This is a genomic window from Bacillus sp. bc15 (genome assembly GCF_900142585.1).
In the GTDB taxonomy this organism is placed as follows: domain Bacteria; phylum Bacillota; class Bacilli; order Bacillales; family Bacillaceae_G; genus Bacillus_A; species Bacillus_A cereus.
The window spans coordinates 51,662-63,372 of sequence record NZ_FRBJ01000002.1; the positions used below are offsets into that span (position 1 = coordinate 51,662).

The window sequence follows — 11,711 nt, forward strand, 5'->3', positions numbered from 1 at the left end:
CCTATGCAAAAATAAATAAATGGTGAAAAGACCCATAAAATAAAAAAGCGACAGAAGTACAAATGTACTTCTGTCGCTTTTCTTTACAGTAAGTCAGGTATAGCTTCCACTTCATGTTTTCGAACACGTCCCATTAATGAGCCTACCGCATCTTTTACGTTATTCCCATTGAACAGCACGTCATATAAAGCAGCTGTAATCGGCATTTCAACTTCCATTTTCTCTGCCAATTCATGAGCAGCTTTCGTTGTTCTTACACCTTCCACAACCATACCCATGCTTTCTAACACTTCTTCTAAAGAATGTCCTTTTCCAAGCATATTTCCAGCGCGCCAATTTCGGCTATGAACACTTGTACAAGTTACAATTAAGTCTCCCATACCAGTTAGACCAGCAAACGTTAACGGATTCCCGCCCATTTTTCTTCCTAAACGAGCAATCTCTGTTAAACCACGTGTCATCAATGCCGCTTTTGCATTATCACCTAATCCAAGACCATCAGTTATACCAGCAGCTAATGCGATAATATTTTTTAACGCACCACCAAGTTCAACTCCAACGATATCTGGATTTGTGTATACACGGAAATAACTATTCATGAATAAATCTTGTACTTCCTCAGCCGCTTCCATACGCTTTGCTGCAGACGTAACTGTTGTCGCTTGTCGTAAACCAACTTCTTCAGCATGACTAGGTCCAGACAATACAACAACATCTTTAATTAAGTTCTCTGGAATTTCTTCCTCGATTACTTCCGAAATACGTTTTGACGTACCAGGTTCAATCCCTTTACTCGCATGAATCCAAGTAATCGGTTCTGTAACAATTTCTTTCATCTCTTGTAATACATCTCTGTACGCTTTCGTCGGTACTACTAGCAGTACTGTATTTACATCTACTAATGCTTCTTCTAAAGAAGAGTAGGCTACGATTGTGCTTGGCAATGTAATGCCTGGGAGATATCGACTATTCTTATGTTTCGTATTCATTTCATCCATAAGTTCTGAGCGATTTCCCCAAATACGTACATCATGTCCATTGTCAGCTAATACCATCGCTAACGCTGTTCCCCAGCTACCTGCTCCTACTACTGTGATTTTTGTCATAAAATCACATCCTCTCCATTAGTCTCTTGCTCGAGCAATAATGTGAATCGGCGTTCCTACAAAACCGAACGCTTCACGTAAACGATTCTTTAAGAAGCGCTCATATGAAAAGTGCATTAATTCTGTATCGTTTACAAACACAACAAATGTCGGTGGTTTTACCGCAACCTGTGTTGCATAGAAGATTTTCAGACGGCTACCATTATGAGTCGGTGTTGGATTCATTGCTACCGCATCCATAATTACATCGTTTAATACGTTTGTTTGTACACGGATACTATGGCTTTCATTTACCTCATTGATAACCGGTAATAACGTTTGTGTACGTTTTTTCGTTTTTGCAGATAAGAATACAATCGGTGCATAATCCAAGAATTGGAAATGAGCACGAATGTTTTCTTCAAATGCTTTCATTGTTTTTTCATCTTTTTTCACTGCATCCCATTTGTTTACAACGATAATAACAGCTCGTCCTGAATCATGAGCATATCCAGCGATTTTTTTATCTTGCTCAATAATTCCTTCTTCTCCGTCTAAAACAACTAAAACAACGTCAGAACGTTCAATCGCTCTAAGTGCACGAAGTACACTATACTTTTCTGTACTTTCATATACTTTTCCTTTTTTACGCATACCAGCTGTATCGATGATTACATAATCTTGATCATCTTTACTATATGGTGTATCGACAGCATCACGCGTCGTTCCTGCGATATTACTTACAATTACACGTTCTTGACCAAGAAGTGCATTTACAAGCGATGATTTCCCTACGTTTGGACGTCCAATTAAAGAGAAACGGATTGTTTCATCGTCATACGCTTCTTCTTCAATCTTTGGAAAATGATTTGCAGCTTCATCTAACAAATCACCAAGTCCTAAACCGTGTGTACCTGAAATCGGGAATGGCTCGCCAAATCCTAATGAATAAAAATCATAAATATCACTACGCATTTCTGGATTATCAACTTTATTTACCGCAAGTACAATTGGTTTTTTAGAACGATACAAAATTTTAGCAACTTCTTCATCCGCTGCAGTTACACCATCGCGACCATTCGTCATAAAAATGATAACATCTGCTTCATCAATCGCAACTTCCGCCTGTTGACGAATTTGTGTCAAGAACGGCTCGTCTCCAATATCAATTCCACCTGTATCAATAATGTTAAACTCATGATTTAACCATTCTCCCGCACTATAAATACGGTCTCGAGTTATACCTGGGATATCTTCTACGATTGAAACTCTTTCTCCAACTATTCTATTGAAAATAGTAGATTTTCCTACGTTCGGGCGGCCTACTATTGCTATTACTGGTTTCGGCATATACTTTCATCCTTTCAACTTGCTTCTGTTTATTATGTAAAAAACCCTTCTTTGTGCAAGAAGGGATTTGCATTCCAGAATATTTCTCAACGTATCAAAACACCTCACATTATAACACACGTTCCTAATGTTTCACAATAATATATACATTCTCTTGTAAGCGATGCGCAATACCATCTAAAATTGCCTCTAAATTATTTGCAACAAATTCTAGTTCCTCCATCGACTCACAAACAAATAAAGGAGCACCACCTGCAAATTTTTCTGGCGCTGTTGTAATAACTGCCAGGATAACGCTTTCTAACATCATCTCTTATCTCCCCTTCCTTTCGGGGCTTCCGATGACATATGGACAGCACTTTCTAACGTTGGTACATTTCCTATGACACTTATTGCTTTCTCTGCATCTTGATCTTGCGGTAAGACAAAAATCCCAACCCTGCCATCCTCTAAATCACGCTTTGCTAACGGTACAAGCGCTGGTGTACCAGAATCTCTATAAATGCCTAACGCCACCGAAACATCGTGTAAAATAGCTTGCCGTTGCCCTAAATTTGAGATTGTCACCATCGCATCAATTGATTTCGGTTTTAATATAAACCCCATGCCATATTTCATAATCTCTTCTTGCCTCACCGGCAATCCAATATTCATAATATAAATATTATCGATATAAAGCCCTGCTCCTTCAAAACGCAGCGGAACATGCTCAATATCTACAAGGTCATGGAGTCTTCTACCAGACATTAATTTTTTCGCAATAAAAAATGCGATTATAGCCATAATTACTCCAGCAATCCATGAACGGAACCCTATATACGCAAACGTCGTTGCAAACGACGTTAACATCGCCAAATAGTTGCGACTTTCAAAAACCAATGCAATCCCTTCAATGTACGTATTTCCACGCGGTACGAGCTCATATCCATCTAATTGTTGAAGTGTATTTCTTTCCATATTACGTACATCACGAAATTGTGTCGCTGCTAACGTAAGAAATGTAATGGCAGAAAAATCTTTTTTCAAAATAGATGGGATTGCAATCGCTCCTAAAGCTGCTGCAATTAACCCCATTGCAATATGAATAATCTTTCCATGTAGCCTCGTCGGATATTGCCGTGTATCCGTCCGAAGCATTAACACCCTTGTAACTGTCCCCGCTATTACGCCGCATAAAATGGCTGGTGTATATTCAGTCATGTATTACCCTCGCCTTTCTTTTACGTGTTTTTCTCTTAAACTGTTCCATGTATACTGATGCTTTTGCAATCCAAAACAATACTGCCATGAATAATGTAGAAACGGCGACGATATCAAAAAATGCTAAACTACCGTAATCATATGGAAAATTCAATTTCCGAAAAATAAATGTCACTAGCAACTCTCCTTGTAACATCCCTACATATAGGGAACATAATCGTAATATGCGATCCCCATGCAATAACACCGATGCATACACAAGAGCACTACTTAGCAGAAACACTCTATCCACCACAATCCAAATCGGATCATATATCTCTAACAGATGAAAACTTGTATATAACATCGCAATAATAAGTGCCGAAAGTAAGCTATATAATTTTTTCCAAACAGAATACAGCGCGATCCCTATAAAAGAAATAATACAAAGTAAAAGAGCATTTACTGATACCATGAATGAGGCGATCGTTACATGTAACGGAGAGCAAATTATAAAAATCAATATACAAGCGCCTAACTTCCACCGAATATGGTCCTTTTTCATAAAAAAGGTTACGACAACCCACCCTATCCAAGCTATAAAATAAAAAGTACTTCCATCCATCTACTTCACCTCCTATGTTTTCCATTATGGGAATTTTTTATGAAAGTTAATCCACTTTATTTACGCATAGTTTTTTCTTATAACAGCAACACTTTTAACAAGGAGGTGTTATTCATTATGGGTAAAGATCGCCAAGAACGAAAACTACGAGAATCACGCCGCGTTGAATCTGATCGTGATCAATCACTACAATATCCAGGTGCAACTGGACTTGATACACCAGAGCAGGCTCGAAAACAAAACCAGCACTAATGAATACAAAAAGACGGTTTCGATATTGTACGAAACCGTCTTTTACATAATCATTTTAATGATTTTTATTTATATCGAAATAATATTTTGTGTACTATATCCTCCTATCACTTCTTTTTACCTCCACCTATTTCCTTTAGAAAATACCAATTCCATTTTATATTACGAGAAAGAAAACAAAACAAAAAAATCAACCGAACGGTTGATTTTTTATCTCCTACTATAATGCGCAGTATCAATACCACGCTGCATTAACCAATGATATGTTTCACCTTTTACAACAAGAGGTACAGATTGCAACTCTTCTATCGTCTTCGCACCAAGAGCTGTCATAATAAATTTCAAATCTGTAAGTAGAAGTTCAATTTCATCCACTAATTTCTCGATACCATCTTGCATTAAAATACGTAAAAAGTAACCAGCAAACGCAGTTGTATTCGCCCCTAATGCGATTGCTTTCGCTACGTCAAGCGCTGTCTGTATACCCCCTGATGCAATAAAAGAGAGGTTATTATTTGTAGAGGTTGCTTCAATAATCGAGGTTGCTGTTTGTATGCCCCAGTTATTAAAATAAGAAAGCATTCGCTGTCTTCTTTCATTTTCAACAGCAGCAAAATTCGTACCACCTTGCCCACCAATATCAATTGCCGTTACACCTACGTTCGCTAACTGTTGCATTGTTTCCTTGCTCATCCCAAATCCAACTTCTTTTACAATGACAGGAACTTTACTATTTAAAACAATTTTCTCTATGCGCTGAAGTACACCAGTAAAGTCACGGTCTCCTTCTGGCATCGTTAACTCTTGTATGACATTTAAATGAATTTGCAATGCATTCGCTTCAATCATATCAACGGCACGCTCTGCCTGCTCGATAGTTGCCTCACTACCTAAATTAGCAAAGAAAATACCATTCGGGTTTACCTTTCTAATCACCTTATAAGAAGCAGCCTCACTTTCATCTTTTAACGCCGCCATTTGCGACCCTACAGCCATAGCAAGGTTATGCTGTTTCGCTACATATGCTAATTGCTCATTAATATGTAACGTTTTCTCTCCTCCACCACCAGTCATCGCATTGATAAAAATCGGCGAACTTAGTGAAAGTTCGCCGATTTTTGTTTCACATGTTATTGTGTCATAATTTGAATTTGGCAAGCTTTGATGCACAAAATCAATATCATGAAAGCCATGCGTACGAGACTGACCAGTAGAAAGAGCGTATTCAATATGATCTAATTTACGTTTTGCCCTTACCACTTGTACCCCTCATTATTTCTTTAATTTTTTCAGTTGTTCACCAATAATATCACTTAATTGGAAAGTAGCAGAATCAGCATTTGGCTCATACTGACTATAATCTTCAATTACATTATTTTCCTCAAGCGCTTCTTTTATACTTAAAGAAATACGTTTCTCTGCTACGTGAACTTCAAGTACTTTCACTTTTACTTCTTGTCCCATTTCCAATACTTCATTCGGGTTTTTCACGTGACGATTTGCAATTTGAGATACGTGTACAAGTCCTTCAACGCCAGGTAAAATTTCAACGAATGCACCAAATGTAACAAGGCGTTTTACTACTCCCTCACGAATATCTCCAGCTTTTATTTCGCCAGCAACGTTTTCCCAAGGTCCTGGTTGAGCCGCTTTAATTGATAAAGAAATACGTTGTGTATCAGCATCAACAGATAACACCTTCACCTTCACCTTTTGACCTTGCTCTAATACTTCAGAAGGTTGCTCTACACGTTCGTGTGAAATTTGTGAAATGTGAACTAAACCGTCCACGCCACCAACGTTAACGAAAGCACCAAAGTCAGTTAATCGTTGCACTGTTCCTTCAACAACGTCACCTTCTTTTAATGAAGAAATTGCTTCTTTTTTCTTAGAATCTAGTTCTAATTCTACTACCGCTTTATGCGAAAGGATTACACGATTTTTTTCACGGTCTAATTCAACAATTTTCACCGCTAATGTTTTACCTTTATAGTCAGTAAAGTCTTCTACATAATGTACTTCTACAAGTGAAGCTGGAATAAAACCGCGAACACCAAGGTCCACAACTAATCCGCCATTCACAATATCTTTTACAGTAACATTAAATACATGACCAGAAGTAAATTTCTCTTGTAATTCTACCCATGCTTTTTCTGCATCAACAGCACGTTTAGATAAGACAAGATCATCTTCTTCTAATTTAATAATTTTCAACTCTAGTGTTTGATCTAATTCTACAACATCGCTTGCTTTTTCAATATGAACGTTAGCTAATTCACTAATTGGAATTACGCCATCTGTTTTGTATCCAACATTTACAAGCACTTGTTTCTCTTCAACTTTCGTTACAGAACCTGTAACAACGTCACCAACTTGTAATTCTTTTGAATCCATAACTTCTTCATTCATTTTCTCTACCATGGAAATACCTCCCTACAGAATTGACAAAGCATTTTTTTATGTATATACGAAATGAAAACAAAGTTTTCATTTGCATGTTTAAGAATTTCTCATCACATACTCTTTTTCAATACCATTCACAAGAAAATATATTAAACCTATATAAATAGTATACAGCAAAACCAGCTTGAAAAAAGTATGTTTTGAAATATAATAGCGAATATATTCTGACAGTTTTATTCCTCTTTAACTAACTTCTTACAAATTAGCTCATTTGTCAAGGAAAGAGACTCACAATTCACGTATCCTTTACATTTCTATTTCAACAAAAAAAGAAAGAGGATTATCCCCTTTCTTTATTTCGCAAACACTCCTGAAACAATACTCATAATTTTTTGGACAACTTCTTCAATTGATAAAGAAGTCGTATCTAATTCCAATGCATCATCAGCCTTTTTTAGTGGAGAAACTTCGCGTTCTGAATCTAATTTATCACGCTGAGCAATTTCTTCTTTTAGCTGCTCTAAATTAGAATCGAAACCTTTATTTAAATTTTCTAAATGCCTTCTTTCCGCTCTTTCTTCAACAGAAGCAAGCATAAAGATTTTCACCTCAGCATCCGGTAATACATGTGTACCAATATCACGGCCGTCCATTACAACGCCGCCTTTTTTCGCTAACTCTTGCTGACGACGTACCATTTCTTCACGAACAAGGCGATGCTTCGCTACAATAGATACTCGATTCGTCACATCAGGTGTACGGATTACTTCAGAAACATCTTGTCCATTCAAAAATACAAGCTGCGTATTTTCTCCTTGCTGAAATTCAATATTTACATTCTTTACAACTTCCATTAACTGTTCTTCATTTTCAATATCTACTTTTTGTTCAAGGGCTGCATATGTAAGCGTACGGTACATCGCGCCTGTATCAATATAAACGTAAGAAAGTTCCTTCGCAACAACTTTTGCCACTGTACTTTTCCCAGCAGCTGCTGGACCATCTATAGCAATTGAAATTCGTTTATCCATTGTAACACCTCATTTTTTCACTTATAAAACAAAACGAAAAGCAGGTGTTCACCCTGCTTCTTCTCATTTGCTTCACGTCATTAAATCCTCAATTATTGTAGCATAATCCTTCATAGAAGAAAATGAAAACTACCTATTCACCTGCAAGATTTCTGCTTTATTTTTTACCATGACACCTTCGTAATAAACGATTTTAGATAAATATTTCACTGATGACTTATGTATAAATAACAATTGTACAACAGAAAGACAAATGAATTGTATTATTAATATACGAATAAAAATTCTCTCCATCTTTTTCAACATAATTGCCCCCTCCTATACTATATTTGCACATTTCGTTTCGTGATTTTATACATCATACATATAGCAGTTAATTTTATTGTCATTTTCGAGGCATACTTTTATACATTTCCATTGTCGAATTTACTCAAAACATGTTATGTTCTAAATGTATTTTTTTACTTGAAAGGGGTATAAGCATTGAAAAGAATCCTAGTTTTACACACAGGTGGAACAATTGCAATGGAGGAAGATAAAGAAACTGGGGTCGTACAACCAGGTGAAAAAAATCCTCTTTTAAAATTCATTCCTGATTTAGAAGGCGATGTTGATTTAATCGTTGAAGATGTGTTCCATCTACCATCTCCTCATATGACACCGAGCGAAATGTTACAATTACAAGTCATCATTGATGAAAGAGTAAAACAAGACAACATTCATGGCGTAGTCATTACGCATGGTACGGATACATTAGAAGAAACAGCCTATTTCTTAGATTTAACAGTACAAGCAACCATTCCGATCGTTGTGACAGGTGCAATGCGCTCTAGCAATGAGTTAGGTGCTGATGGTCTATATAACTTCTTATCAGCTGTAAAAGTTGCTAGTTGTGATGAAGCTGCAGAAAAAGGTGTTTTAGTCGTATTAAACGACGAAATTCATTGCGCTACAAATGTAACGAAAACACATACAAGTAATGTCGCAACATTCCAAAGCCCACAATATGGACCAATTGGAATGGTAACAAAACGCGGTGTTGTCTTCCATCACGCTTTAGTACATCACGAAACATATACGATAAACAAAGTGTCTAAAAATGTAGTTGTTCTAAAAGCATATGCCGGCATGGATGATACATTATTAGCAGCAATCGAAAATCTTCCTGTAGACGGTATTGTTATCGAAGCGCTTGGACAAGGTAATCTACCTCCAAGAACACTTCCTAGTCTAGAACGATTATTAAATAAAGGTATTCCTGTCGTATTAGTTTCTCGCTGTTTCAACGGTATCGTTCAAGACGTATATTCGTATGAAGGTGGCGGTAAACACTTAAAAGATATGGGCATTGTATTCACATACGGCTTAAATGCACAAAAAGCACGCATTAAATTACTTGTCGCATTAGAGAATACAAATTCTCATGAATCCATTCAAAATATGTTTATGCACGAATAAAAAGGAGCTGTCGAGGTTTTCCCGACAGCTCCTTTTTATTTTTCTCTTGATGCAATAGTTTGTGCAATCGCATCTCCATGAAATCTACCGTTCTCGATAAATATTTCATTTGCATTATTTCCAGCAGCTATGACACCTGCAATGAAAATATTTTCAGCATTCGTTTCCATTCTATCCTCTGTATAAATTGGACGTCCTGTTTCTTCATCAATCTTAACACCCATCTTTGTTAAGAAGCTATGATCAGGATGATAACCAGTCATCGCAAATACAAAATCATTTTGGATTGTAAAATCTTCACCATCAACTGTAAACGTTAATGTATGCTCAGTAATTTCTTTCACATGAGCCCCGAAATGCATTTGAATTGTGTCGTTTCGTACTAACGCCTCAAATTCCGGCAAAATCCAAGGCTTTATGCTTGGTGAATACTCACTTCCACGATACAGTACCGTTACACGCGCACCAGCTTTAACAAGTTCTAACGCGGCATCTACACTCGAGTTTTTCCCACCTATAACTACTACATCTCGATCAAAATAAGGATGCCCCTCTTTAAAATAGTGAGCTACTTTCTTCAATTCCTCACCTGGAACATTCATATAATTTGGATTATCATAATATCCAGTTGCTACAACAATATATTTCGCTATATATATTTCTTTACTTCCGTCACGCTTTGTCGTCTCAACCTGAAAAACTTCTCCATCGTTTTGAACTTTCTCCACTCGCTCAAAAGCATTTACACGTACAGATTTACGTTTTACTACTTCACGATAATACGCAAGCGCTTGATTTCGAACTGGCTTACGATTTTCTGTAATAAAAGCTACATCACCAATTTCTAATTTTTCACTAGAAGAGAAAAATGTTTGATGAGTTGGATAATTATAAATGGCATTTACAATGTTTCCTTTTTCAATTACCAACGGATTTATCCCTACCTTTTGCAACGAAATCGCTGCCGCTAATCCGCACGGACCGCCTCCGATTATAATAACTGTTTCTTTCTGCATACTCGTCCACTCCTAGTCTTCTACCAATACACTATTTATAAAAACAAGAAAAAACCTACTTACAGCAGTAGGCACCTATCTTTATTGTATTCATTTTTCATATATTTGTCATCTAAACGAAACGTACATCCGATAGACATCTGCTAAAAACTGCTGAAATTTAATACCTTGTTTCCCTAATACATTCTCAGGATCAATCTTTCTAGCTGGATCAAGCGTTTTATGTGACACGATATCTTTTTTCGGATTTAAGCCAAAATTTTGGCATAAATACGCATGATACCATGTAAAACGATTATATGCTTCCCAAAAGTTAACATCACCGTCATAACAAAGTTCCACTCCAATGGCCGCCTTATTCGCGTCATATCCGTATAAGTCATTATCCGTCGGCACACCATATCGAACATGATATGCAACTTCATTTATAGGAATAATCTCCAATATTGTTTTATCATCTATAAATGTATGCGCCGAAGCTTTCGGTTGTAATTCATTAAAGTAATCTCGATTTCCTATCGCATTGCTTCCAGGATTCCCCGTATCATGACTTACAATAAATCTCACTTTAGTTAGAGGAATCCCCGGTCGTGAACTTCCATATCCTATATAGTTGCGCTCTATAGGAAACATCGCCATTGCTACCAACTCCCGCTCTAGAAGATTACCTTACTTCCTTATATATGTATTCGGTAGCAATGTCCTTATCGCATATTTCTTACGCGAAGAGAAAATCGAAAATATTTGAAGTGAACACCATAAACAACAAGATACTTACAGCCACTCCATAAAAACCGTAAAACCAAACACAATCTTCTTTCGTATCTAAACCGAAAAATTTGTTTACCGATTGTAATAATGTGCCACGCTTGCTTTGTTTGTTTCGTAATACTTCCACTCGCTCTACAACATCTGCTGGCATCATAAACCTTTGGTCTACTGTCATTTTCATCATTTATCTCTCCTTAAAATCATTTCCGTTTTGTTTATCTAAGGAGAGTATAGCACGTTTGTTCGCACAGAACAAGCGTTCTTTTTGTTTTTATTTTATTTTATTTTTCAGCAAGCCAAGTAAAAATTGAGATTATAACGGCAATAATCGGCCCTACTACAACCACACCAAATATCAAAAACAGTAGCCCTTCCCCGAACATCCGGACAGTACTTATTTTTCGAGCTTTCACCGTTCTTGCAAGTTCTCCCTCTAACCTCTTAACCTTTTCTTCTAATTGTTTTACTCGTTCCAGCATTTCATTCTTCATATACAACACCTCATTTAATACTTCAACAAAAAAACGTGATTCCCTCGAAA

Annotated in this window: 15 protein-coding genes; 2 read left to right on the plus strand and 13 right to left on the minus strand. The window is 36.8% G+C overall.

The features are described from left to right. Positions 1 to 83 precede the first annotated feature (83 nt). The 5 genes from BUA87_RS10065 to BUA87_RS10085 form a co-directional block, all read right to left on the minus strand. Positions 84 to 1,106, minus strand: a complete 1,023-nt coding sequence (locus BUA87_RS10065; protein ID WP_072939604.1) for an NAD(P)H-dependent glycerol-3-phosphate dehydrogenase — start codon at positions 1,104 to 1,106, stop codon at positions 84 to 86. 18 nt (positions 1,107 to 1,124) lie between these two features. Continuing rightward, on the minus strand, positions 1,125 to 2,435 hold the full coding sequence (gene engA / locus BUA87_RS10070; RefSeq protein WP_001125890.1) for a ribosome biogenesis GTPase Der: 1,311 nt from the start codon (positions 2,433 to 2,435) through the stop codon (positions 1,125 to 1,127). Positions 2,436 to 2,559: 124 nt separating this feature from the next. Beyond that, positions 2,560 to 2,745, minus strand: coding sequence for a capping complex subunit for YIEGIA (locus BUA87_RS10075; RefSeq protein WP_000979048.1), 186 nt, complete (start codon positions 2,743 to 2,745; stop codon positions 2,560 to 2,562). Beyond that, on the minus strand, positions 2,742 to 3,635 hold the full coding sequence (locus tag BUA87_RS10080) for a YIEGIA family protein (protein WP_000141599.1): 894 nt from the start codon (positions 3,633 to 3,635) through the stop codon (positions 2,742 to 2,744). The genes BUA87_RS10075 and BUA87_RS10080 overlap by 4 nt, the downstream gene beginning before the upstream one ends. Next, complete coding sequence (locus tag BUA87_RS10085) at positions 3,628 to 4,239, minus strand: YphA family membrane protein (protein WP_002093921.1); 612 nt, start codon at positions 4,237 to 4,239, stop codon at positions 3,628 to 3,630. Before BUA87_RS10085 ends, BUA87_RS10080 begins: the two co-directional genes overlap by 8 nt. 117 nt (positions 4,240 to 4,356) lie before the next feature. On the opposite strand from BUA87_RS10085, the gene BUA87_RS30915 reads away from it, so the two are divergent. Then, entirely contained in the window at positions 4,357 to 4,491 is a 135-nt protein-coding gene (locus tag BUA87_RS30915; protein ID WP_000513900.1) for a YpzI family protein, read from the plus strand. Positions 4,492 to 4,701: 210 nt separating this feature from the next. On the opposite strand, the gene BUA87_RS10095 is transcribed toward BUA87_RS30915, so the two are convergent. The 4 genes from BUA87_RS10095 to BUA87_RS31270 all read right to left on the minus strand — a co-directional run bounded on the left by BUA87_RS10095 (position 4,702) and on the right by BUA87_RS31270 (position 8,228). Then, positions 4,702 to 5,751: a type 2 isopentenyl-diphosphate Delta-isomerase gene (locus BUA87_RS10095; protein ID WP_072939607.1), complete on the minus strand. Its 1,050-nt coding sequence runs from the start codon at positions 5,749 to 5,751 to the stop codon at positions 4,702 to 4,704. Positions 5,752 to 5,763: 12 nt separating this feature from the next. Next, positions 5,764 to 6,912 carry a 30S ribosomal protein S1 gene (gene rpsA / locus BUA87_RS10100; protein WP_072939611.1) on the minus strand — a complete coding sequence of 383 codons (1,149 nt, stop codon included), beginning with the start codon at positions 6,910 to 6,912 and terminating at the stop codon, positions 5,764 to 5,766. A 335-nt stretch (positions 6,913 to 7,247) separates the two neighbouring features. Continuing rightward, the gene (cmk, locus tag BUA87_RS10105; protein WP_000361252.1) at positions 7,248 to 7,925 is read right to left on the minus strand and encodes a (d)CMP kinase; all 678 of its coding nucleotides are present in this window, start codon (positions 7,923 to 7,925) and stop codon (positions 7,248 to 7,250) included. Positions 7,926 to 8,054: 129 nt separating this feature from the next. Continuing rightward, positions 8,055 to 8,228, minus strand: coding sequence for a YpfB family protein (locus tag BUA87_RS31270; RefSeq protein ID WP_023521499.1), 174 nt, complete (start codon positions 8,226 to 8,228; stop codon positions 8,055 to 8,057). 180 nt (positions 8,229 to 8,408) lie between these two features. On the opposite strand from BUA87_RS31270, the gene ansA reads away from it, so the two are divergent. Then, positions 8,409 to 9,383, plus strand: coding sequence for an asparaginase (gene ansA / locus BUA87_RS10110; protein ID WP_000822009.1), 975 nt, complete (start codon positions 8,409 to 8,411; stop codon positions 9,381 to 9,383). A gap of 35 nt (positions 9,384 to 9,418) precedes the next feature. Here the strand turns inward: ansA and BUA87_RS10115 are convergent, their stop codons facing one another. The 4 genes from BUA87_RS10115 to BUA87_RS10130 form a co-directional block, all read right to left on the minus strand. Beyond that, complete coding sequence (locus tag BUA87_RS10115) at positions 9,419 to 10,399, minus strand: YpdA family putative bacillithiol disulfide reductase (protein WP_001168518.1); 981 nt, start codon at positions 10,397 to 10,399, stop codon at positions 9,419 to 9,421. A gap of 108 nt (positions 10,400 to 10,507) precedes the next feature. Then, the gene (locus BUA87_RS10120; RefSeq protein WP_072939614.1) at positions 10,508 to 11,038 is read right to left on the minus strand and encodes a peptidoglycan recognition protein family protein; all 531 of its coding nucleotides are present in this window, start codon (positions 11,036 to 11,038) and stop codon (positions 10,508 to 10,510) included. 79 nt (positions 11,039 to 11,117) lie between these two features. Then, complete coding sequence (locus BUA87_RS10125) at positions 11,118 to 11,354, minus strand: DUF3961 domain-containing protein (RefSeq protein WP_001983018.1); 237 nt, start codon at positions 11,352 to 11,354, stop codon at positions 11,118 to 11,120. A 97-nt stretch (positions 11,355 to 11,451) separates the two neighbouring features. Further along, positions 11,452 to 11,661: a hypothetical protein gene (locus tag BUA87_RS10130; RefSeq protein WP_072939617.1), complete on the minus strand. Its 210-nt coding sequence runs from the start codon at positions 11,659 to 11,661 to the stop codon at positions 11,452 to 11,454. Positions 11,662 to 11,711 lie beyond the last annotated feature (50 nt).